Origin of the sequence: Prevotella pectinovora (assembly GCF_041323955.1) — a bacterium.
Taxonomy (GTDB): domain Bacteria; phylum Bacteroidota; class Bacteroidia; order Bacteroidales; family Bacteroidaceae; genus Prevotella; species Prevotella pectinovora.
Genome location: NZ_JBGLIV010000001.1, coordinates 2,544,466 through 2,569,821, shown reverse-complemented (window position 1 = coordinate 2,569,821; position 25,356 = coordinate 2,544,466). Strand labels below are relative to the sequence as shown.

At 49.8% G+C, this 25,356-nt stretch carries 15 protein-coding genes; 8 read left to right on the top strand and 7 right to left on the bottom strand.

The features are described from left to right. Window positions 1-22: 22 nt before the first annotated feature. Complete coding sequence (locus tag ACDC99_RS10015) at window positions 23-1,528, bottom strand: tetratricopeptide repeat protein (RefSeq protein WP_370756681.1); 1,506 nt, start codon at window positions 1,526-1,528, stop codon at window positions 23-25. Between the two features lie 264 nt (window positions 1,529-1,792). Here ACDC99_RS10015 and ACDC99_RS10010 point away from each other — a divergent pair, with 264 nt between their 5' ends. From ACDC99_RS10010 to ACDC99_RS09980, 7 genes are all read left to right on the top strand, one after another. Then, a complete protein-coding gene (locus tag ACDC99_RS10010) occupies window positions 1,793-2,764 on the top strand; it encodes a choice-of-anchor J domain-containing protein (protein ID WP_370756680.1) in 972 nt (323 codons plus the stop codon). 15 nt (window positions 2,765-2,779) lie between these two features. Further along, entirely contained in the window at window positions 2,780-3,760 is a 981-nt protein-coding gene (locus tag ACDC99_RS10005) for an IS982 family transposase (protein WP_370755793.1), read from the top strand. A 57-nt stretch (window positions 3,761-3,817) separates the two neighbouring features. After that, window positions 3,818-9,505, top strand: a complete 5,688-nt coding sequence (locus ACDC99_RS10000) for a carboxypeptidase regulatory-like domain-containing protein (protein ID WP_370756679.1) — start codon at window positions 3,818-3,820, stop codon at window positions 9,503-9,505. 449 nt (window positions 9,506-9,954) lie between these two features. After that, window positions 9,955-12,753, top strand: a complete 2,799-nt coding sequence (locus ACDC99_RS09995) for a M6 family metalloprotease domain-containing protein (protein WP_288762139.1) — start codon at window positions 9,955-9,957, stop codon at window positions 12,751-12,753. A gap of 151 nt (window positions 12,754-12,904) precedes the next feature. Continuing rightward, on the top strand, window positions 12,905-13,237 hold the full coding sequence (locus ACDC99_RS09990; RefSeq protein ID WP_370756678.1) for an ISAon1 family transposase N-terminal region protein: 333 nt from the start codon (window positions 12,905-12,907) through the stop codon (window positions 13,235-13,237). A 58-nt stretch (window positions 13,238-13,295) separates the two neighbouring features. Further along, entirely contained in the window at window positions 13,296-14,384 is a 1,089-nt protein-coding gene (locus ACDC99_RS09985; protein WP_370756677.1) for a transposase, read from the top strand. A gap of 1,048 nt (window positions 14,385-15,432) precedes the next feature. Continuing rightward, a complete protein-coding gene (locus ACDC99_RS09980; RefSeq protein ID WP_370756676.1) occupies window positions 15,433-16,041 on the top strand; it encodes a phosphatase PAP2 family protein in 609 nt (202 codons plus the stop codon). A 63-nt stretch (window positions 16,042-16,104) separates the two neighbouring features. Here the strand turns inward: ACDC99_RS09980 and ACDC99_RS09975 are convergent, their stop codons facing one another. The 4 genes from ACDC99_RS09975 to ACDC99_RS09960 all read right to left on the bottom strand — a co-directional run bounded on the left by ACDC99_RS09975 (window position 16,105) and on the right by ACDC99_RS09960 (window position 21,925). Beyond that, window positions 16,105-16,680, bottom strand: coding sequence for a chromate transporter (locus ACDC99_RS09975; RefSeq protein ID WP_044064606.1), 576 nt, complete (start codon window positions 16,678-16,680; stop codon window positions 16,105-16,107). 10 nt (window positions 16,681-16,690) lie between these two features. Next, window positions 16,691-17,233, bottom strand: coding sequence for a chromate transporter (locus ACDC99_RS09970; protein WP_022316856.1), 543 nt, complete (start codon window positions 17,231-17,233; stop codon window positions 16,691-16,693). A gap of 134 nt (window positions 17,234-17,367) precedes the next feature. Continuing rightward, complete coding sequence (purL, locus tag ACDC99_RS09965) at window positions 17,368-21,156, bottom strand: phosphoribosylformylglycinamidine synthase (protein ID WP_044072897.1); 3,789 nt, start codon at window positions 21,154-21,156, stop codon at window positions 17,368-17,370. Window positions 21,157-21,484: 328 nt separating this feature from the next. Further along, window positions 21,485-21,925: a hypothetical protein gene (locus tag ACDC99_RS09960; RefSeq protein ID WP_022316858.1), complete on the bottom strand. Its 441-nt coding sequence runs from the start codon at window positions 21,923-21,925 to the stop codon at window positions 21,485-21,487. A gap of 53 nt (window positions 21,926-21,978) precedes the next feature. Here ACDC99_RS09960 and ACDC99_RS09955 point away from each other — a divergent pair, with 53 nt between their 5' ends. Beyond that, window positions 21,979-22,959 (top strand): IS982 family transposase, encoded by a 981-nt coding sequence (locus ACDC99_RS09955; protein ID WP_370755793.1) that lies wholly within the window; start codon window positions 21,979-21,981, stop codon window positions 22,957-22,959. 506 nt (window positions 22,960-23,465) lie between these two features. Here ACDC99_RS09955 and ACDC99_RS09950 read toward each other — a convergent pair. Then, window positions 23,466-24,617 (bottom strand): MFS transporter, encoded by a 1,152-nt coding sequence (locus ACDC99_RS09950; protein ID WP_370756675.1) that lies wholly within the window; start codon window positions 24,615-24,617, stop codon window positions 23,466-23,468. Window positions 24,618-25,167: 550 nt separating this feature from the next. After that, on the bottom strand, window positions 25,168-25,353 hold the full coding sequence (locus ACDC99_RS09945) for a hypothetical protein (protein WP_278841424.1): 186 nt from the start codon (window positions 25,351-25,353) through the stop codon (window positions 25,168-25,170). Window positions 25,354-25,356 lie beyond the last annotated feature (3 nt).

The following is a 25,356-nucleotide window of genomic DNA, read 5'->3' as shown; positions in this document are numbered from 1 at the left end:
AATAAAACAGCATCTTAACTTTTTATTCTGCCAACTGACTTTTGAGTTTTTGGTATTGCGAAGGCGTCATACCATTTATTTTGCGGAAAGCTTTGACAAAGCTGGAGGCTGTCTTGTAGCCAAGTTCCTCATAGATAGCCTGTATCGTCATATTGCCATAATGCTTGGTATCGCTGAGACGTCGGCAAGCCTCACGGATGCGGAACTCATTGAGATAGGTTTTGAAGTTTTTGCCGTAAGTATCATTGATTACCATGGAAACATACTTCGTATTTGACCCTACCATTTTAGCCAACATTGCAAGACTGAAATCGTCCCGGCTTATCACGCTCACGTCTTCCAGCACACTGTTTACCTTTTCAAGCAATCTGGTGACCTGCTCCTCGCTCAATCCCATGTCGTGCGTAGTATCTACGCTTGATGAACCTTCTGCCGGGACATCCCCAGAAGCCTCAGCATTATCCGGCTTGACTGCTTGTGCGGTGACAGGCTTCACCGTCTGAGAATGCTCCACAACCTGTAGGTATTGATTGCGCAGTTGTTGGGCATTATCGTTCTGCCTTGTCAGCTCCTCATTCTTTGCCACGAGCAGTCTCTGCGATTCCAGAAGCCGACGTGTGCGCCTACGCAACTTTGCATATAGTACTCCGACGATAATCGAGAAGAGCAGGAAAACGAGTATGGATCCGGTAAGCCACTGATTACGTCGCGTAAGTCCACCGATTATAGCATCGTTTTGCCGATTTTCATAGTCGAAGAGCCCGTTGAGCGCAGCATTCATGCGCTGACGACCGAAGAGCGAATCGTTGAGCTCAAGATACCGTTTCTTGTATTGGTCTGCGCTCGCAGAGTCACCCAGATATCGGTATAAGACAAATAGGTCCTGGCAGATGGATATTTCGCCCGAGATGTCATTATTTTTGTAAGCTATCTCGTAGCTCTTCTTGTATTCTTCTATCGATGGGGCATATTGCTTCTGACGGTAGAGTATGTTAGCCATTTCCTGATGTACAAGGGTCTGATAGCGCGGTCCCAGATTCTCGTCGTCCACGAGCTGCAGTGCCTGCTGCTGATAGAACAGCGCCGGTGCAAAGCTGCCCTCTGTCTTCGCTATCAGGCTTTTGTTTGCCAGGGCGTAATAGCGGTATAGCGGAGTGGCACGGTATGGCAGGCTCATCTGTATCTTATACCATCGGCGCGCCTCTGCCGGGTCACCCTTAAGGCAACAAACCTGTGTAAGATTGATAGCCACCTTCAGCTGAGTCTCCATCGTGTGGCTTTCAGTCGCCATGTTGTATACTTTCTTGAAATAATAGTGTGCCTTGTCGAAATCGCCCATGAACGCATACACATTGGCTATATTACCAAGACTCTTCAGCTGCGTATTGATATCGCCGTCGGTCTGTGCCGCCTCCAGCGCCTGTGTGTAGAGAGTGAGGGCCTCTGAAAACTGTTCGTTGGCAAAATACTTGTCAGCCTCAGCCTTCAGGCGCACTCCGTCCCCCGGCTTCCTGTCAAGTCCAAACATACATGATGGTATCAACGCCAACATAAGGAGCATCGCATACATGTACCGGCGCGATGATACCAATGATAGACAATATGAGTATGAATGAGCTGAAGTCATGCTGCAAAGATACAATTTTATTGACTATTAAGAGCTTTTTTTCTTTATTTTCTTGAAATTATAAGCATATCAATTCATAAAATGGTGGAATAAGTATTAATCTGATTAACTTTGCATTAGGTTTTATAAAATTTCATTACATTTCTCACAAATCAATCAAAGCTTATGAGAAAAATTATTCATTTCCTAGCTTTAGTCGTCGTACTCTTAGCTTCATTGCCTATAGGGCTGCAGGCTCAGAGTGCTCTGGCAATACAGCAGAAGATGCTGGCATCGCCCAAGCAGACGATAGCCAAGGCTAAACCATTGAAGGCGGAGGCGAAGAGCATCCCCTACAATGAGAATTTCAATGACACTGTAAAGTGGAAAGAGTGGTCGCAGATCGACAACCAGACATGGCTCTCCTCCAGCGATCAGGATGTATGGCAGCATTATCAGTGGGGAGGTCCCGACTACAAGGGTGCTGCCGTGGTGTATCAGAATCATGCAGTAGGCCTCAACACGTGGCTCATATCTCCCGGGCTGAGCCTCAAGGGGGGCATGACCTACAGAATTTCCTTCTGGTTCCAGTGCTGGTTTGCTCCGGTGCATCATGTTTACCTGCTCACCTCGCCCACCGACACCGTGACAGGGCGCATCAAGGTGATCGACATCGTCAAGGAGTCGTCTATCACCGACAACTTCAGTGCTGACGTGGAAATACCTTCCGACGGAACATACTATCTTGCATTCTTCGACAATACGCCTTATCGGCACAACGAAACGGCCCTGAGCTACAGTGCTACGATAGACGACATAAAGGTGGAAGCTGTGAGCAACAATGCCCTGCCAACAGCTCCTACCGGTCTTACACAAGTGCCGGGCGCAAACGGCGATACCGCAATGTCGCTGAAATGGAAGAACCCTACTCACAGCAAGAAAGGCGAGCAGCTCGACTTCCTCAACTATGCAAAGATATATATCGACGGCAAGGATTCCGTTGTCCTCACCGACAGTGTGCTTCCTGGCAGGCAGATGAGCTGGACTGATCCTAAGCCTACAATAGGAAAGCACACCTACAGCGTACTCGTGGGCAACACTGCCGGCGACGGCGATGCTGCCTCTGTGAATACATATATAACCCGTTGGCGGAATTAATTTAAGTTGATAAATATGAGTAAAAAGTTGTACATATCGCTGATTTTTAGTAACTTAGTGGTGCTCAAAACATTAAGTTCAAACCATCGTATGTACAACCTTTATACAAAATTCGTCAAAATACTTGAGATATGCAAGCAATTCTCTGAAAATCTCGTCAATGAATCGGGTAATGTTCCACGTCGTGGTCCTGTTCCCAAGTTTTCGGATTTGGAAGTGGTGGCGCTATCCTTGACGGCAGAGACCGAGAGCATTGATAGTGAGAAGTGGTTGTTCGACTATAAATTGCAAGAATACAAGGACAACATTCCCAATCTCATATCAAGGAGACAGTTCAATGACCGCAGGAAGAAAACGGCAGGCCTGTGTGAGGAACTGCGCAAGAGGATTGCCATGGAAATGGATGGCGGAGAGGAACAATTCTTTGTTGACTCCAAGCCGATAAAGGTTTGTAGGGTTGCAAGAGGAAAACGTTGCAAGATGGGACGTACCGGAAATTTCTCGCAAGCTCCCGACTTCGGCTTCTGTGCTTCGCAGAATACGTATTATTTTGGTTATAAGTTACACGCTCTCTGTGGGTTAAGTGGAGTTATCCATTCCTATGATCTGTCAAAGGCAAGTGTGGCTGACCTCCATTATATGAAGGATGTAAAACATACTTATCACGACTGTAGCATCTATGGTGACAAAGGGTATATTGGAGCTGACGTACAGCTTGACTTGTTCGAAACCGCACACATAAGACTGGAGTGTCCGTATCGGCTCAACCAAAAGGACTGGAAACCGACATTCATCCCGTTTGCAAAGGCAAGAAAGAGGATTGAGACAATATTCTCACAACTTACAGACCAGTTTCTGGTCATCAGGAACTACGCGAAAATAACGAATGGTTTGTTTGCCAGAATCATTGGCAAAATTAGTGCACTTACCATTCTGCAATACGTAAACTTCATTAACGACAAGCCCATTGGCAGAATTAAGTATGCACTAAATTAATTCCGCCAACAGGTATATATAGGTGTCGACAAGCCGGGAGCCCCGGAGAATCTCTCTGTGGATTACGATGCTGATGCCGGCATTATTACTCTCGACTGGGACCAGCCACAGTTCGGACAGAAGGGGGGCTGGTTTGATCCTGCCGGAATCTCCTACCGTGTCGTCCGGCAACCGGGCAACAAGGTACTGACCAGCAACCTCACGAGCCGCCAATATGAAGACGACGACATCGACGACTATGCCAACTACGTCTACCAGATAACAACTCGCACCAACTCGGGTCTCGGTGCCACAGCCACATCCCGGGGTGTGCTTGCCGGTCAATCGGCTACGCTGCCCATTCGTCAGGACTGGGAAGACAGCACTACCTATGCCACATGGCAGGTTGTGGACAACAATGCCGACGGCAGCACTTTCACTGTAGACCATTCCAACGGCTACAACAGTGCGGTGGCTATCGGCTGGCATTTCTATGGCCAGAATGTCGGCAAGGATAAGGACGAGTCTCTCTATGCTCCTCCTGTGGAACTCGTTGCCGGAAAGAAATACAAGGTATCGTGCTTAGTAAACAGCAACCCGTTTTCATCTTTCTCTCTCGACATCACGTATGGTTCCGCTGCTACAAAAGACGCCCAGACCAATACTATCATGACATACTCCGACGTGACTTCCGGGGGTGGTTATGCCCAGATGGCTGATACTTTCCAGGTGAGCAAGTCAGGACGCTACTTCATCTCCTGGTGGCTCCACGACACGCCATCCACCTACGTTTACTTCGACAACTTCCGCATCGAAGAGCTGTTTGACAACAACCTCGAGGCTACAGGACTGAGCAATCTGAATACGGCGCCCACTGCTGGCGACAAGATCAGCACCGCCGTGGCATACACAAACCGTGGCTCGAAGAACGCATCCCACTTCACGGTGCAGCTGCTCGACAACGACAACAACGTACTCGGAAGCTCCAGCGTCGCCGCCACGCTTGCTGCCGGTGCCACAGATACAACCAATATTTCGTGGACAGTACCGGATGTGGAAGGCTCGTTTGCTGTGAGAGGAAAGGTAATCATGAACAATGACCAGTGCTCTGCAGACAACGAGACCGAGCCTGACTACCTAAACGTACAGGGCACAGGCCTCCGGGCAGTGACCATCGGCACTGGCTCGGAAGTATCCCGGAGCGTACCTTTCTCATACAATGGAGGCATAATCAGCGAAAGCATCTATCGCTCCAGCGACTTCCAAGGCATGGCAGGCAATATCGACTCGCTATCGTTCAAGGTCCGCTTCGGTATGGAGCGCGACTTCCTCAACGTGCCATTCAAGATATATCTCGCCAATACCGAACAGGAGAGCATGAGCACCGGATGGATTCAGTCTGGCTCTATGACAAAGGTATTCGACGGCAATATCGATATGAAAACAGGAAGCTATGACCTCACTATCCGTTTCGACAACCCGTTCAGCTACACAGGAGGCAATCTTGCTGTACTCGTAATGGGTCCGGCTGACAATACTCTCTTCCTCCAGCAAGGCTACGGCATGGGTACCTACGTCACTGAATACGGTCTCGAGGCTTCCCGTATATGGTCTACAGATGCAAGCTATCCGGAGGATCCCGACAACCTCGATAATACCAAAGGCTCATTCTACAGTTACGTGCCTAATGCTATATTCTATTTCAACCCGTCCAACTGTGGTTCTCTAGCCGGCACCGTGACAGATACTGATGGCAATCCGCTCTCTGGCGTCACAGTTTGTGGGGACAACTATAGCGGCTACGAAAACATCAAGGCCACAACTGATGACGATGGCAAATACTTTATTAAATATGTGCCATCTCGCTCATGGGACATCAACTATACAGCTACGACAAAAGGATATGCCGACGAAAGCGCTTACGTAAATGTCTATGCTGGCAAGACTACAACTGCCGACTTCCAGTTGAGCAAGTGCAAGGCCGTAACCCTCTCGGGTACTGTGACGAGTGCCACCGACAATGCAACTCCGGTGGCAGGTGCTACGATCGCTATCAAAGGCGACAACAGCTTCACTGCCACTACCGACGCTGATGGCAAGTACAACATCAGCGGCGTATATGCACAGAAGAACTACACCATCAAGGTCACCGCACCTGGATATCAGCTCTTCGATAATTATGGAGGATATTCTCTGCAGTTCTATTCCGACAATGACAGTACTGCCTCATACGACATCAACATCACACCGACAACGGCATCGCCCTACAGCGTGAACGCCGTTGACAAGGGCGACACTGCCGTTATCACATGGCGTAAACCTATCGAGAACATCTCCCTTACAAAGGCTTCCGACAATATCGTCGGCCAGTTTGGCGGAGCATACGAAATGGCCATAGGTCATCGATACACTGCTTCCGAGCTGCAAGCCCTTGGCGCCGACAGCCTCTACTACGTCAAGTCGCTCAGCCTCGTACCTATGTCATCCTCTGCCTTCAAGATATCTATATGGCAAGGTGAAGATGGCAACGAGGAAAAGGTGTATGACGAGAACTTCACTCCAGAGAAATACGGAGCATGGATTACCGTCAACCTATCCAGACCATATAAGATCGACCCGACAAAGAGCCTCGTGATAGGCTACACCGTGGAGTCAAACATTGGTGCCTTCCCTGTAGGTATCGATGCAGGACCGCTAGTAGACGGCGGAGATGTGATTTTCGATCCGACAAACAATAAATGGTCTACTGCCCACGAGCTTGTTTCTTCTATGAATTACAACTGGGCCATCAAGGCCACACTGGGCAACGACAACAACTCTGCTGCAGTGCCTTGGGTTAACACCACAGCTAATGTTTCCAAACTCACAAACAGCTTCAACACTATATCTGTTGACTCTGTTGCCGGCCGTCTGCTGCAAGCAGCGCCTCAGGTGGCTTCTGCCCACTATGCTGTCCGTACACTCCCCCAGAGCGTTAGACCTGTGGCTCCTGCCAAGCTGGAACCTCTGAACGCCATAAAGGGCTACAATGTTTATCGCATGAAAGCCGGAGAGGAGAGCAGCACATGGAATTGGACTAAGCTCAACAGTGAGCCTGTCACAACAACCAGCTACAACGACACTACCTGGAACTCTGCCGACAGCACCACATACCGGTATGCCGTACGCTCTTTCTACGGCAATCCAAGCGAGTGGGGCGAAGGAGTAATCTCTGACGCAACATTCTCTGACGGAGTCGACAAGGGCCACTATGCTACCCTTACCGTCAACGTCAATGCCGACAAGGGTGATGCCGAGGGAGCCAGCGTGCGTCTTGAAGGCGACAACAAGGTTTACACGAGCAGTGTAAAAGATGGAAAGGCTACATTCCATAATGTGCGTTTCACTTACTACAAGCTCTCTGCTATCAAGCCGCTCTACGACTATTACTCTAAGGATATAACCGTTATGACCAAGGAGGCTGCCGACACTGTGAACCTCGCATTCCACAGCAAGGCGCCGGAGTCGCTCATCTCGACCGACTATATCAGCGAGGCTCGACTCAGCTGGACCGCTCCTTCTGCTGCAAACACGGCTTATCTGACTCTCTCTACCGACACCATGTCCAACGCTTATGGCTTCCAGCCTGGCACTGAGTATATCTGCGGCCAGATGATTACACCCGACATGCTGTCTCCTTATTCTTACAACGATTTCTATATCGACCGCATCGATTTCTATGCCAATGCCGCCACTACCTACTCACCGCTCATCTGGGAAGGACCCGATGCCGATCAGACGGTACAGATGTTCCGCCAGGATTACGCTGTCTCCGAAGACGAAGTGGGCAAGTGGAACAGTCTGAAGCTGCAGAACCCGATCAAGATCGATCCATCGAAAACATACGTCGTGGGATATGCCGTCACTGGTGCCACAGGACAGTTCCCTATGGCTATCGACAACCATGGATATTCCGATTCTTATGGCAGTTTGATGTACGGTTGGGATCAGAAGAATAATAAGTACGGATGGTTCTACGTGTCCAACTATGGCAACTGGATGGTACGCGCACATATCACCGACATAACGGATCCGGAAAAGGCACTGGCTGACAACGTGAAGTATGATATCTATCGTATGAACGAAGCTGACGTTGCCGACACTACATTGTGGACAAAGCTCAACGCCTCGCCTGTCTCGTCGACAGAATATACCGACAAGACATGGAAAGACCTTGCCGGCAACACTACCTTCCGCTATGCCGTGAGAAGCGTATTCTTCGGCAATACGCTATCGGCTTTTACGCTCGGCAAGGAGATGGCTAAGGGCTCTGTGACTCTGCTCACTGCCAACATCACTACCAACAATAACCTTCCTGCCGCTGGGGCTGTGCTGCGCCTGCACTCGGGATCACTCAGCTACAAAGCCGCTGCTGGCGATGATGGCTCTATTGTGCTGCCAGAGGTTGCCAAGGGCAATGAATACGAAATAAGCCTGGCTAAGGAAGGCTACGATACTATCAATATTGTACGCAAGATAACTGCCGACAGAGATACTCTCTCCTTCCAGCTCGCCGAAATCAAGGCTGTGCCGGCAGGACTGACCGCAGAGGCTGCTGCCGACAACTCCGCCATGACTATCAGCTGGCTGGCTCCTGGCTCTTACGTTGCTAAGCAAGGATGGGCTTACTGGGATACCAACTCGGTTTACGGTGGCTTTGGCACTTCTACTGGCGTTGCTTCCGTAGCACAACTCTTCACTACTGCCGACCAGACGGAGAAGGGCATGAAGGATCTAGACATTACCAAAATAGCATTCTTCACTACCAATCCTGGCAACAACCCGGTACTCGACGGCGCTAGGTGGGAAGCAAAGATATGGCGTGTGAACAACAACGGGACTGTGGACGAGGTCTACTCTCAGCCTGTCGACAACGTACAGAAGCCGGCTTGGAACACAGTAACGCTCACCACTCCGTACTATGTGAGCGGAGACGAAGACCTCCTCATAGGATATACGTTCTATGGCACAGGCTCTCCGTTCGGTATCGACGCCGGACCTCTTGTGACCGGCAAGGCCGACTGGGCTAATTTTGGTTCGGGATGGTCAAACCTTGGAAGCTCTGTAAACAACTTCGACTACAACATCCTCATCCATACATATCTCTCAAAGGCTGATATCACCACAAAGGCAGTGGCTCCTGCTATTGCCCATGCTGAGAAGATCGGTGGCAAGGCTGCCATTGCCGGCGGCATCACTCCTATGAAGTCGGCCGAGAGGGCAAAAGCCGTGGCAAGCCACCCGATGCTCGCATACAACTATCCTGTTCAGGGATACTACGTGTATCGTATCACTGCCGGCGACGAGGGCGACGAGTCTAAGTGGACTGCACTGACCGCTGAGCCTACCACAGCCACGAGCTACACCGACAACGGATGGAGCTCCGTCATCTCGGGCAAGCAATATCGCTGGGCTGTGAAGGCTGCATACGTAAGCGGAAACTCTGATGCTGTGCTCACCGACGTATTCAATAGCGACGGGACTGATGGCATCGACGAAGCCGTGGCTAGCAACTTTAGCGTGAAGTATGTCTGCGAGGGCGTCTACGAGGTTTCCTCCCCACGCTCTGCCACTCTCACGGTTGCCAATGCAGCCGGCGCACTTGTCTTCCGCGGACAGCTCCAGGCTGGAAAGAACACCGTGAGACTGAATGCTCCTCGTGGTATATTCATTTTCAATGCCAACGCTGATGGATTCCACAAAGTGCAGAAGGTTGCGGCTAAGTAACTCCTTGTGGACTAAACAAGTTAAGGGATCGGGGACTCACAGGAATGTGGGCCCACGGTCCCTTTTGTCTTTTACAGTTTGGCGGGAGGGGATCGCACAACCGCTGAGAAAAAAAACACGTGGCGACCCACCGTAGGGGCGGGGTTCATCCCCGCCCGAACCGCCCGTGGCGGTGTGTGTAAAACCAATAATGATTCACCGCGGGACATGCAATTTCGCGGACGGGAATAAACCCCGCCATAAACGTATTTGAATCCCACGGTGGATCATAACACACACCGCTGCCGCGGTTCGGGCGGCGATGTGTGTAAAACCAATAATGATTCACCGCGGGACATGCAATTTCGCGGGTGGAATAAACACATGTTTCGCGGGTGGGAATAAACCCTTCCCGGAATATCTGAAATTTTATCGGACAGCATTAATAATAATAAAACATGAATAATAATATGAATTCATTCATAAAATTTCTCACTGCTTCATTGCTTCTGCTAGCACCCGCAGCCATGCGGGCTGTTCCTGCCTATCCGGGCAAGATGAAGGCTAAGCAGGCAGATGGTACTGAGCTTACTATTCAGCTCATAGGCGACGAATACGCCCACATGGCAGTGACAGCAGATGGTTATCCGCTAATCTTCAACCCTGTATCCCACAACTACGAGTATGCCACAGAGACTTCCGAAGGCCTCAAGGCAAGCGGTATGGCTGCCACAGAGGCCACTTATCGTAATAATGCTGCAAGGCTATTGCTTGCCGGAGTGGACAAGGATGCTGCCTTGAAGCATTTCTATGAAGAATGGACTGAGGCTCGCACGAAGGCTCTGAATGGCAGACTGAAAAACACAGAAGGTAATAAGCTGAACTCGAAGGCTCCTTCTCATATCGTGCGCATCAGCTCCGTGCCAACTCTCGGACAGCATGATGTATGCGTGATTCTGGTTCAGTTCTCCGACGCGAAGTTCACAGACAACAGCGTCATGACCGACCCTGCTGCCTACTACGACCGCTTCTTCCACGAAAAAGGATTTTCTGAGCATGGCGCACGCGGCTCTGTCTACGACTATTACCGCTTCGCTTCGCAGGATAAATACGACCCGCAGTTCAAGGTATATGGTCCTGTCACTGTCAGCGGGAAGGCTTCCGATTATGCGGGCGTCAACGGCTCTGCGCTGACCTACAAGCTCATACAAGAGGCAATACCGCTTGCCGACAGTCTCTACAACATCGATTTCAAATCTTTTGATACCGACAGCGACGGTGTATGCGACAATGTCTACTGCATCTATGCCGGCTACGGACAGGCTGACACGGGCAACTCTGGAACCATCTGGCCCCACAGTTCCAACCTCGCCCAGAGCTCAGGACAAGACCGGTCTTTCTTCCAGGACGGTGTGAAGATTGACCGATACACTGTTTCTCAAGAGGTGAACGGACAAACAAAAGTTCCTGTGGGCATAGGGACCTTCGTGCATGAGTTCGGACACGTGCTCGGACTTGCCGACCACTACAACAATGGATCGACGGCGGCTTATGGATATACCAATAATGTGGGCAACTGGGACCTCATGGCTAGCGGATCGTACAACGACGACCAGAACTGTCCGCCTACTTATTCTGCCTTCGAGCGATACAGCCTCGGATGGACTACGCCTGTGCTGCTTTCAGCTACCATCGACTCCCTGGTCGCCCTGTCACCGTATGAGGACAACGGACTGAGCTACCGCATCTCTGTGCCGGGCAAGAGCAACGAGTATTTCCTCATCGAAAACCGCCAGCAGAAATCGTGGGATGAATTTCTGCCGGGCCACGGCGTGCTCGTTTGGCACATCGACGAGAACCAGAGCCTATGGGACAAGAACCAGCCCAACGCCGACCAGAACCACCAGCACGTGGATATCGTGGAGGCAGGACGCACGCCTTCTGCCACTGGTCTTGCCACTGATCCCTTCCCGGGGGCAGCTAACGTGAGAAACTTCAGTTTCACTCAGTGGAATGGTCTTACCGTCTTCGGCTTCGACTGGGTAGACGAGGATGCCGGAGGGCTGACATCATTCATTCTTTCCAATTCCAACTACCGTCTGCCGTCGCCGTCCATAGCCGTTGACAGTATCATGGGCACAAAAGCGAGGGTGGCGTGGACTGCCAGCAATCTGGCTACTGCCTACAACGTAATGCTCTATAAGGGCTGCGAACGTGTCGACTCTATCTCTTCTAGAGAACCAGGTAGTGCCATGTTCACTGATCTGACGCCGCAGACTGAATACACCGCTTGTGTGGTAGCAACGCTCAATACCGTGCACTCCGACACCGTGAGCCTCACATTCACTACCCTACCTCTGCAGATAGAGGAGCAGAAACCCATTGCCCTCGAACCTTCTGATGTTACAAGACGCTCGTTCAAAGCAAGGTGGCAACCGGTGACTGATGCTGACAGGTACGACATAAATATTTATACTCGCACCCACGATAAGAAGGGAGTGGTGGGGACTGGCTTCGACAACTTCACGACTTCTGTGCCTGGACTGCCCGAGGGATGGTCGGTAACAGCCAAACAGGGGCGCAATGATGTGGACTATGGCAAAGATGCTCCGTCCATCCGACTGCGTGCCGACAGCGCACAGCTCATAGTTTCTATTCCAGGAAACAAGATCGACTCCGTAAGTTTCTGGCATTATGAGAGTAAGGCTGGACTCATTCTCAGTGTTGATGGCTATAAAGATCATACATGGAACAATCTGTGGCAGTATGAATCAGAACAGAAAATGAAGTCGACAAAGAATATTTTCACCGACGGAGTGGACAGCCTGCGATTCATGATAACACGTTCTGAGGGTGTGACAGGAGGATATATCCTCCTCGATGATGTATACGCTTGCTATATGTCCGACAACTTCCATCTGCTGAGAACCATTAGTACTACTGTGAATGGAGATCATGCACCTCAACCGTCAGCAGATGGATCGGTACTGAGCTACACTGTCAACGACCTTAACCCTGATACTGCTTATGCCTACAGCATAATTGCCTTCTACGACAGCCGCTTATCGCCTATGTCGGATACAGTCAGTGTCGACACTACTGGCGTGGTAGATGCCATCAGAGGGATAGCCATAGATACATCATCCTCCATGGCTGTATTTGACCTGCAAGGGCGACAAGTAGGCACAATAGGCAACGGCATACGACCGGAAGCAGTTTTGCCTAGAGGTGTGTACATAATAAGAGGGAGAAAAATTGTGGTAAGATAATAATTGTGGTAAGATAAAAATTCTGCCGAAAAAATCAAAATGCAGAAACATCCGGCGCAACCGACAAACCCTGTGGAGTGCGTACAGTCGCTAACCCAAAAACATGTTGCTAAACGGTACATGATTGGAGAAAAGTTCTTACCTTTGCGTCATGAATCGTAGCGGCAATATAAATATGTATGAGGGTCTTGCCTCATATTTCCTTCCTACTGGTGTCTTGGAGTACTTTGAGGTGACTGATTTCGCTGAGGTTCCGACACAGGACACCGAAGTTCTGTATACAACCGAGCTTCACATTTATCTTGATGAACGTGACAATCGCACTCCTGAGATGAGAGGTTCAGTAAGTGATGGTTTTGGCGAAGAGTCATGCCTTCTGGATTTTCCCACACGTGACAGGAAAACAGTCCTCCATGTACGCAGGCGTCGTTGGACAATGCCAGACGGTACAACCAAGTCTGTGGATCTCGACAGGAAGATATAGCTGAAGCATCCCGGCACGCGATACTCTAAAGACTTCGCGCTTTTTTTAAAGAAGGCGGATGGACAATGAGACGGTAACCGCCCGTCAGATAGGCTATACATACATGATTAACGGTGCCACGTTCGCGAAGAGATACAAGGACGCCCTGAGTGACTTCGAGACGTGGGAACAGAAGAAGCATGCCTCCGAATGGATTCTGCTTCCGCAAAACATTGGCACGGAACATGGCATAGACGAGACCTCCCTCCAAGGCGAGTTGTACACCATTGTCCACAACAAGGAAGCCCATGGTCGCAAGGGAGCAATCGTTGCGGTTGTCAAGGGAACAAACCCTGCAGATGTGCTGAGAGTGCTCATGCAACTTCCTGAGGACAAGCGGGAAATGGTTGAGAGCATCACGATGGATCTTTCTGATTGTATGCGTGCCATCGCAAGAGAAGCATTCCCTAAAGCCACAGTTGTCCGTGACTGCTTCCATGTCGTCAAACGAGGCGGCGAAGGATGCGAGGAGATACGTCTGCACCTGAAACGAGAGGCAGTAAAGGAACTGAACAGGCAGAAGGCTGAGTGGCGCAAATATCTCGAAGGACTGGCTGCGCAGAGAAAGTCCTATCGAAAAAGAATGAAAGAGAAACACGGAAAGAAGTGGAAGAAAAGCAGGCGTGGCAGGAAGCCCAAGAGACTGAACACCCGCTTTGAGCCTCCAAGGCTTGCAAACGCAGAGACACTCGTAGAGGCATTGACGAGGTGTCGTAAGCAACTGTCCATGAGCCGTGAGAAATGGAGTGTAACACAAGAAAAGCGAGCCAAGATACTCTTTGAGCTATACCCAAAGCTGGAACAGGCATACAACCTGACGGGTTCCCTCAGAGCCATATTCCGCAACAAGAAACTCACTAAGGAAACCGCAAAGGAGAAGTTTGAAGAATGGTATGAGAAAGTTGCTCGATGCACCCTACGTGAAATCAAGTCCGTACGCGATACTATCAAGTTTTATGAGGATGAGATATTGAACTACTTTAATGGGCGAAAGACAAACGCATCAGCTGAGTCACTCAACTCAAAGATCAAATGCTTCCGGTCGCAGGTGAAAGGAGTTAGAGATATCCCTTTCTTCATGTACCGTTTAGCAACAGTTTTGGGTTAGCGACTGTACGCACTCCACAGGGTTTGTCGGTGGCGCCAGAAAATTTCTATTTTCCCCTCATCCGCTTGTGATGATCAGTAATGTTCAAGCAGATTATCATTCATCAGTATTGAGTCGCCCACGATGAAGGTCTTCACCTCTCCGTTCGGCTTCTTTATGATGCACATGCTTTCTCGCATGTACTGGTTGCGGCCGTTGGAAGATTGTGTGGCAGACTCTGTGAAATATTCATTTATGTTTTTACATAACGATATGAATTAAGGTTGTTTTTGCAATATTCGGAAAAATAATTGAGATTTGCAAATAAATCATGGAAAATCGTCAAAACTGTCAGATTGTCTGGTTTTCTGCTGTAATATTCTGACATACAGATAGTTGACTGTCATGCGATTGTCAGGCAATTGTCTGGATGGTTTGCTGATGAGAGGAATTGTCAGATGGATGGAATTGCATGTGTTGGCTGAACTCCGTAAATGGGCAGGTATCGGGAACCAAATCTGCCCAACAGGGGCAAGCACCGTGCCCATGATGGGCAAGCACCGTGCCCCAGTTGGGCAAGCACCGTGCCCAATTTTAATCCAAATCGGTCATTAGACCTTGTTTGTATTTTGAGTTTAATCAACAGAAAGATTATACTGCCGCAGTCACCTGAGTTTATGCTAATAGTCGGTGAACTGGCGCAAGAAAATCGTGGTAAGATAAATATCTGATCAACTTCTTTATAATAATGAGCCCGGTATTGTGCCGGGCTTATTTTATTCATATATATTGGTATGTAGCATCCCGGCAATGAAAATTAATGAATTTATTTTGCATTGCTCTCGATTTGGATAAAAACTTCTCGCTCGGAAATGTGAATAAATTCCCATTTCTCTCGTTTAATCAGTTTTTTGGATTACCTTTAGATAAGGTAGGCTGCATCCCGGCAATGAAAATTAATGAATTTATTTTGCATTGCTCTCGATTTGGATAAAAACTTCTCGCTCGGAAATGTGAATAAATTCCCATTTCTCTCGCTTAATCAGTTTTTTGCACTACCTTTGCCGACATGAAAAATAGACTGATCTTACTATTCTTTGCCTTCAGCGTCTGTCTTGGCGCTACGGCACAAAACAAAAGATACCACGGCGACGGTATCGATGATGTGTTGCAATATACTCCGATGGCAGCTTCGTTTATCCTCAAGATGGCTGGCGTGCCGAGCCGCAGTTCGTGGGAACAGCGCATATATAAGTCTGGAGCCACTTTTCTTCTCTGTGCCGGCACGACATACGCTCTGAAGCATACTATCCACTCACGCCGTCCCGACGGCACAGACAACCGTTCTTTCCCTTCTGGTCACACGGCAGTGGCTTTCTGTGGCGCTACGGTGCTGCATAAGGAATATGGAAAGGTGAGTCCCTGGATCAGCGTTGCAGGATATGCAGTGGCTACGGCAACGGCAGTAGACCGCGTGCGTCGCAACCGTCATCGTTGGGGAGACGTGGCGGCAGGAGCAGCCATCGGTTTCCTCTCTGCTGAGGCTGGCTATTGGATAGTGGAGAAGATTGCCGGAAAGAAAAAAAAGAAGGTTGATGGCGTGGTGCCAGCCGACGATGAACAGAAGGTGCAGATTGGTGTGTCGCCCGATGGTCTGGCTATGGTGATAAAGCTATAGCCGGAGGCGGACAATAGTAAACCCGAATCGGTCATCAGACAAAGCCCTAATGACCGATTGGGGTTAATACAGCAGCACCAGTCCTGCAAAAGCTGCATATACTATCATCTTTATCGGGTTTATCTTCATGAAGTATGTGCCAATGAAAGTGGCGATGAACAGGAAGCAGCTGATGCCGAACTGCCATGGGTTGATGTCGGGAGTGCTGAAATTCTCTTTCGACAGCAGCAGCAATGTGGCAGCGCCGAGCAGTCCCACCACGGCAGGACGCAGTCCGCTGAGCACGCTCTGCACGGGAGTGGTGCTCATATATTTCAGAAACATCTTCGCTATCAGTATCATCAGTATCAGCGACGGCAATACCAGAGCCGTCGTTGCCGTTACGCTTCCGAGCACCGACATTCCCTCGCCGTATCCGGCATTGTGAGCCGCCGTGTATCCGCAGTAGGTAGCCGAGTTTATTCCCACCGGTCCCGGTGTCATCTGGCTTATCGCCACGATGTCGGTAAACTCCGCTGTCGTGAGCCAGTGATGGTTGTGTACCACCTCCGTCTGTATCAGCGACAGCATACCGTAGCCGCCGCCAAATCCGAAGAGTCCTATCTGGAAGAACGTTATGAATAGTTTCAGGTATAGCATAATATTATTTTTATTCCGTGGGCTTGATATATTGTCCGTAGACATATCCGCATATTCCGGCGAGCAGTATTATCAATATCGGTGATATTCCCATTAGGTATATCGCCAAGGCGCATCCGATCGGAATCCAGCAGTTGTTAAGCGTAACGTTAGCCGACTTCGCCAGCTTGAATGTAGGGGCGGCAATGAGAGCCACCACGGCAGGGCGTATTCCGCGGAACATCGCCTCCACCACCTTGTTGTGTTCAAACTGATGGAAGAACATCGCGATGAGCAGTATGATGATAAACGAAGGCAGTGCCGTGGCAAGACACGTCACGAGGGCGCCGGGCAGTTTCTTCAGCCTATAGCCGATAAACACGCTCATGTTTATGGCTAGCACTCCCGGACAGCTCTGCGCTATGGCGATGATGTCGATGAAGTCTTCCCTCTTTATCCATTTGTAGTTGTCCACCACTTCCTTCTCTATTATCGGAATCATGGCATATCCGCCACCGAGGGTGAACAGTCCTATCTTGAAGAAAGTCTTGAAAAAGGTCAGATACAGGTTCATATCTTGTATTATTAAAAGAACCCTCCCCTCAGTGTGTTAGCCTTCGAGGGGAGGGTCGTCGTTTCCTTATGTCAGTAGAACCGTAGTGCGGTTATTCCGCGCGCTGCGGTTCCGTCCGTAAGATTCGTTTCCTCTTACTTCGTCTTGTTCTCAATCCACTTGCGTGCGTTCACGAATGCCTCGATCCATGGCGTCACGTCGTCGTTGCGGCGGTCGGCAGGATACCAGGCGTTCTGCCATGGGAAGATGGCACGCTCCAAGTGAGGCATCATAGCCAGATGGCGGCCGTCTTTAGAGCAGATACCAGCCACGTTGTAGTCCGAACCGTTAGGGTTGCCAGGATATCCGGCGTAGCTGTACTTGGCAATCACATTGTATTCCGACTCAGCCTCAGGCAGCGAGAACTTGCCCTCGCCGTGGGCCACCCAGATACCCAGCTTGTTGCCGCTCAGAGTATTGAACATCACGCTGTTGTTCTCCGGTATGGTGAGACAGAGGAAGTTGCTCTCGAACTTGTGCGACTTGTTGTGGAGCATGCGTGCGCGCTGCTTGTGCTCAGGGTTGATGAGGTTGAGTTCCACCATCAGCTGGCATCCGTTGCAGATACCGAGCGACAGGGTGTCCTCACGGGCATAGAACTTGTCGAGTGCCTCCTTAGCCTTAGGGTTGAAGAGGAATGCACCTGCCCATCCCTTGGCAGAACCGAGCACGTCGGAGTTAGAGAATCCACCGCAGAACACAATCATGTTGACATCCTCCAGAGTCTCGCGGCCGCTCACGAGGTCGGTCATCATCACGTCCTTCACGTCGAATCCGGCGAGATACAGAGAGTAAGCCATTTCGCGCTCACCGTTTGTTCCCTTTTCGCGGATGATGGCAGCCTTCACGCCAGACGCCGTGCGGCGGTCGGCAGAGATGCCATACTGCTCGAGCTTGCCGGTGAAGTCTTTGTTGAACTTCATCTCCAGCTTCTCCTCCTTATAGTTGTTGTAGCGCTCTGCAGCACATCCGTTCATGCTCTGGTCGCGGTCGAGCAGATAAGAAGTCTTATACCATACGTCGCGCAGCTTGTCGATGTCGAACTCATGCTTGTAGTCGCCAGCCTTCACCGTGATGGTGCGCTCCTTAGGAGTAGGGTATCCGATCTTGGCGAAGCTTACGCCTGCCTCGTCCATGAATTCCTTGAACTCCTGCTTGTGGTCGTCAGAAATCTGTACCACCACTCCCGGGTTCTCAGCCATAAGCATCTTCACCACGTCGTCGCCTGCTATGTCGTGCAGGTTGATGTGCATACCGCCCTTGGCGTTGGCGAAACACATCTCAAGCAGTGTGGTGATGAGACCACCGGCGCTGATGTCGTGGCCTGCCATTATCCAGCCCCTCTTTATCATCTCCTGCACGGCGTTGAATGCATCGGCGAAATACTCCGGGTTCTTCACCGTAGGCACGTCGTCGCCCACCTTGCCGAGGCTCTGTGCGAAAGCACTTCCGCCGAGCATCAGTTCGTCGAACGAGAAGTCGATATGATAGATAGAAGAATTCTTGTCGTTCACTACCACCGGCGATACCACCTTGCGCACGTCGCTCACTTCGCCGCCGCTCGTCACGATGACAGTTCCCGGAGAGATGATCTTCTCGCCGTTAGGATACTGCTGAGAGAGCGACAGAGAGTCCTTTCCTGTAGGCACGTTGATGTGTAGAGCGCAGCAGAAGTCGCTGAGCGCCTTCACGGCAGCATAGAGACGGGCGTCCTCGCCCTTCTGTGAGCGGCAGGGCCACATCCAGTTTGCCGACAGGCTGAGGCTGTCCATGCCGTCGGCGAGCGGAGCCCACACAATGTTGGTCAGTGATTCAGCCACCGACAATACTGAACCTGCCTCCGGGTTGGCGAGTCCAGCCTGCGGAGCGTGTCCGAGAGCTGTTGCGATACCCTTGTGGCCGCGGTAGTCGAGAGCCACTACACCACAGTCGGAGAGTGGCAGCTGTATCTCGCCCTGACACTGCTGACGGGCGATCTTGCCGGTAACGGAGCGGTCTACCTTGTTGGTCAACCAGTCCTTGCATGCCACCGACTCCAGCTGGAGCACACGCTCCACGTATTCGTCGATAGACTTCAGAGAGTATGTGGCGTCCTGATAGTGGTGTTCCACTGTCACGTCGTTCATGTATGTCACAGGAGAGTGTCCGAACATCTGAGCCACATCCAGGTCGAAAGGCTTCACACCGTCGCCCTGCACGAATGAGAAGTGTGCGTCGCCGGTAGTCTCGCCGACAACATACAGCGGAGCACGCTCGCGCTCGGCAATCTTGCGCACGTGTTCGATGTGTTTCTCGTCGATGAGCAGTCCCATGCGCTCCTGGCTCTCGTTGGCTATTATCTCCTTTGCCGACAGCGTCTTGTCGCCGATAGGCAGTTTGGTCATGTCGATGCGTCCACCACATTCCTCAACCAGCTCCGACAGACAGTTCAGATGGCCTGCCGATCCGTGGTCGTGGATGCTGACAACAGGGTTGGTGTCCTCTTCGCAGAGCGCGCGCACGAGGTTGTAGGCTCTCTTCTGCATCTCCGGGTTGGCACGCTGTACGGCGTTCAGCTCGATGCCGTTGCTGTAGCGGCCGGTGTCTACTGATGATACCGAACCGCCACCGAGACCGATGCGATAGTTGTCGCCACCCACAACGACAACCTTGTTGCCCTTCTGTGGTTCTTTCTTCAGACAGTCGCGCTTGGTGCCGTAGCCCACACCGCCGGCAAGCATGATCACCTTGTCGTAGGCATATTTCGTTTCTGCCTCGTCGGTAGTGGTAGGCTCCTGATGCTCGAATGTGAGCACCGAACCGCAGATGAGCGGCTGGCCGAACTTGTTTCCGAAGTCGGAAGCGCCGTTTGATGCCTTGATGAGAATCTGTTCTGGCGACTGATACAGCCAGTTTCTCACCGGCATGATGTCTTCCCAGTCGCGCTCGCCGGTGTATTCCTTGGCGGCGTCTTCGCCACGTGCCACCTTGCTCGCCTTGAGGCTTAGCTCGTCTTCCTTCAGACGAGGATAGGCTGTCATGTAAACGGCTGTTCCGGCGATAGGCCATGAGCCTACACCGCCGCCCATACGGTCGCGGATCTCACCGCCCGTACCCGTAGCGGCACCGTTGAAAGGCTCCACTGTAGTAGGGAAGTTGTGTGTCTCCGCCTTCAGCGAGATAACGCTCTCCACGTCTTTCACCTGGAAGTAGTCAGACGTAGACTGGTCTGCCGGTGCGAACTGCTCCACAACCGGTCCCTGCGAGAACGCCACGTTGTCCTTGTATGCCGAGAGAATCTTGTTGGGGTTCTCCTTTGTCGTCTTCTTGATCATGGCGAAGAGCGAACTTTCCATCTCCTTGCCGTCGATGATGAACACACCGCCGAAAATCTTGTGGCGGCAGTGCTCCGAGTTGATCTGTGCGAAGCCGAACACTTCAGAGTCGGTCAGCGGTCTGCCCAGCTGCTTCTCGATTTTGTGCAGGTATTCTATTTCCTCTGGCGAGAGGGCAAGACCTTCCTGCTCGTTATACTCCTCGAGGTTGTCGATGCGCTTGATAGGCTCCGGCTCGTGATTTACGGTGAACACGTCCTGTCCGATGCCGTCGTACATGCGCTGCAGCATCGGGTCGTGGTCAGCGTCGGCCGAGCTCACGGGGAAATACTCCTCAATACGCGAAATGCCGTGGAGATTCATGTTCTGTGTTATCTCAACGGCATTCGTACTCCAAGGAGTAATCATTTCACGGCGTGGTCCCACGAAGAAACCCTCGAGGCTGTCTGCCTTTTCGAGCACGGCGTCTCCGAAGAGCCAACAAAGTTCGTTAATCTCATTGCTGTCGAGCTGATGGTCAACCTGTGTTGCTATCACGCTCTTTGAAGGAGTTCTGAAAAAAAGAATCATAACGTTTATAGATATCTTTTAATATGTTTGTTTGTCTTACTAACAAATGTTATGCGTGCAAAGGTAAAAAAAATATTGCAGACTGAAACAATTGGTGGCAAGAAAATGTGCTTTATACCTCCATATACATTTTCCTGATAATACATTATCAGCCATAAACATTATCAAAATCAATGCCTTTCAATCCAAAATCCTTCATCTTCCGTTCTGTTTCAAGACCTACAACTATCATCGGATGCTTGTTTTCATATTTTCCATCATTAGTGTCCTGATTTTAACGGGACACTAATGAAATAGTATATTTACCATGGTTTCCAGTAATTTCTGATTACTTTAATACAATCTTCTGCCCGATCTGATTAAATTCTTTTTTGTTGAATATATATTTTTTATCACATATTTGATATTTTACGATTGAATCCCAAGGGGTATTCAGATAGACACTATCCTTGATAAAAAAGAAACGTACTTTCCCGTCTATTGATTTTTCAAAAATCTCGTCAAGACTTCGTGTTTGGAATTTTAAATATAAAGTATCGCCTTTGTGACAATATTTATGTGCAAATCTAAGCCATTCAAGTGATTTCTGCTTGCATGTGTCAAATTCTGCAATATTGTCATACCCCATATTGTTATTGCCAAAAGAATCGGTATAGGAATAACATCCAAGATAATTATTTCTTGACTTGTTTATAACACATATTGTCGTAGACCAGCTGCAACAACTAATTATTGTGAAAATAAAGAATGCAATAAATATATTTTTCATCTTCTTTTAATATAGAGAATACCCGTTGGCGGAATTAATTTAAGTTGATAAATATGAGTAAAAAGTTGTACATATCGCTGATTTTTAGTAACTTAGTGGTGCTCAAAACATTAAGTTCAAACCATCGTATGTACAACCTTTATACAAAATTCGTCAAAATACTTGAGATATGCAAGCAATTCTCTGAAAATCTCGTCAATGAATCGGGTAATGTTCCACGTCGTGGTCCTGTTCCCAAGTTTTCGGATTTGGAAGTGGTGGCGCTATCCTTGACGGCAGAGACCGAGAGCATTGATAGTGAGAAGTGGTTGTTCGACTATAAATTGCAAGAATACAAGGACAACATTCCCAATCTCATATCAAGGAGACAGTTCAATGACCGCAGGAAGAAAACGGCAGGCCTGTGTGAGGAACTGCGCAAGAGGATTGCCATGGAAATGGATGGCGGAGAGGAACAATTCTTTGTTGACTCCAAGCCGATAAAGGTTTGTAGGGTTGCAAGAGGAAAACGTTGCAAGATGGGACGTACCGGAAATTTCTCGCAAGCTCCCGACTTCGGCTTCTGTGCTTCGCAGAATACGTATTATTTTGGTTATAAGTTACACGCTCTCTGTGGGTTAAGTGGAGTTATCCATTCCTATGATCTGTCAAAGGCAAGTGTGGCTGACCTCCATTATATGAAGGATGTAAAACATACTTATCACGACTGTAGCATCTATGGTGACAAAGGGTATATTGGAGCTGACGTACAGCTTGACTTGTTCGAAACCGCACACATAAGACTGGAGTGTCCGTATCGGCTCAACCAAAAGGACTGGAAACCGACATTCATCCCGTTTGCAAAGGCAAGAAAGAGGATTGAGACAATATTCTCACAACTTACAGACCAGTTTCTGGTCATCAGGAACTACGCGAAAATAACGAATGGTTTGTTTGCCAGAATCATTGGCAAAATTAGTGCACTTACCATTCTGCAATACGTAAACTTCATTAACGACAAGCCCATTGGCAGAATTAAGTATGCACTAAATTAATTCCGCCAACAGGTAGAGAATTGGCCATTTTAAGCCTTAAATTATTAAACCAGTCAATATCCTTAACAGGATAACCCGTTGGCGGAATCAATTTAGTGCATGCTTAATTCTAATGACCGATTCTGGTTAAAATTGGGCACGCTGCTTGCCCAACTGGGGTAAGCTGCTTTCTCATCATGGGCACGCTGCTTGCCCCGGATGGGCAGATTTGGTTTCCGATACCAGCCCGATACATTCCCATTTACGGAGTTCAGCCAACGCATGCAATTCCATCCATCTGACAATTCCTCTCATCAGTAAACCATCCAGACAATTGCCTGACAATCGCCAGACGGTTAACTTTCTGTTTGTCAGAATATTACAGTAAAAAACCAGACAATCTGACAGTTTTTCAGAAATTCTCGATTTTGCTGAGATTCAGCGATATGGGCAACTATTACTCATAAAAAACATTGAGACTCAAGTATCTTCATTCCGTCTTGGGGAAACAGGTAAAAGTATGATGTTCAGACTTTGTTCTTTTCATACTTTACACAAAACGCCGTCATCAGCACAGCCGCACCAAGTGCCATCGGAGCTCCCACAATCGCCGCATACCTGTCGTCGAGACCTGCCTCTATAGGCAGTCCGCCAAGGAAAGCCCCCACAGCGTTTCCCATATTGAACGCCATCTGTATGCAGGCGCCGCCGAGCATCTCGCCGCCGGGAGCGTGTTTGAGGATGAGATACTGCTGAGGACTGCTCATGGCGAACATGCTGAGCACCGAGAACACGGTGAACGCTGCTGCCACCCAGCCGTTGTGGGCGAAGATGAATACCGACATCAGTGATGCGGCGGCAAACAGCATCATCGCCGTGGCCACCCTGCCCGGAGTGTAGCGGTCGCTGAGCTTTCCGCTGACGAGATTGCCCACCACCATGCCGAAACCGGCGAGAATCATTATCGCCGACATATATTCGTATGGTATGCCGCCGTCGCTGGTCAGTATCGGGGTGACGTAGCTGTAGAAGCAGAACACGCCGCCGTTGCCGAGCATCGTGGCACCGAGAATGAGCCACGGCGCACCGGTCTTCAGAAAGCGGAACTGTCCCTTGTATCCGTTGCTGGGTGTCACCTCCAGCTGAGGCACCCATTTCCATATATAATATATCACGAGCAGCGAGTAGAAAGATATGATTATAAACGGCATGCGCCATGAGATGTGGGCGCTGAGCGCCGTTTCGAGCGGCACTCCCAGCAGGTTTGCCACCGTCATGCCGGCAATCATCGTAGACACGGCACCCGTCTTGTGACCCTCGTCGGCAAGGCGCACGGCAACGATAGATGCCACTCCGAAGTATGCTCCATGGGGGAGTCCGGAGATGAAACGCGCCACGAGCAGCATCTCATAGCTCTGTGCCACCGATGATATCAGCGCTCCGATGAATATCAGGCATACCAGAAACAGCAGTATGCTCTTGGGCCGGAACTGTTTCGCCACGGCAAGCAGCGGTGCGCCGCAGGTCACTCCCAGGGCGTATGCCGACACCAGATGTCCGGCCTGCGGAATGGTTATGCCCAGTGCATTGGCAACGTCGGCCAGGATGCCCATCATCACAAACTCCGTCATTCCCAGTGCCAGCGTTCCGAAGGCAAGGGCTATCAAACTCTTTTTCATTGTCTTTTGTTGTTGTTATCCGATTTTGCATTCCGCCCCGGCTGTAGTTTGTTGTCGTTTTCAGGGCGCTGTCTTCTTACCGGCTGCAAAATTACGACAAAACTATCAAAAACGAGGCACCAGGCGGAAGAATGTTTTCCCGTGTCGCCCATTATCCTCAAAGACACGTGAAGGTACCGGCTATATAGTATGTTGGAATAATATTCTTTAAAGGGAATAATAGTGTAACATCAAATAAAATCTCACCTGTTTCGGCAGACAATGATGAAATTACAATGAGGGTGTGTCGAAAGTCAAACCAGCACGTCCCGAAGGGACAGAAGTTCATAGCCCAGGGCAAGCGAAGCGACGCCCTGGGCTATGGAGGTCATTGGGCTTTCAGCCCGCGTAATTTGCCTTTTGACGCTCCTTCATGGGGAAATGAACATTTACGAGCTTCTCGCAAATGAGAAAGATTGTGCTTGACACAAACTGCTTACTAATGAAATGAAAAAAATGGCATCCCCGGGGATTGGAGATGCCATTGGAAAAAAGGGATCTTTATTAGATATTATTTGGACTCGTCGTCCCACATGTTCCATGCGTTGACGTTCTCCTTGGAGAGCGACTCCTCACCTTTGATCGTCTCGTCGGTAGATTTGTCGTGTGAAGGAATCGACGTGCATATCATGTTGCTTACGGCCACTCTCACCACTACGGTCTGAGGGCGGCAGATATATGTTTTCTTATTATTCATAAC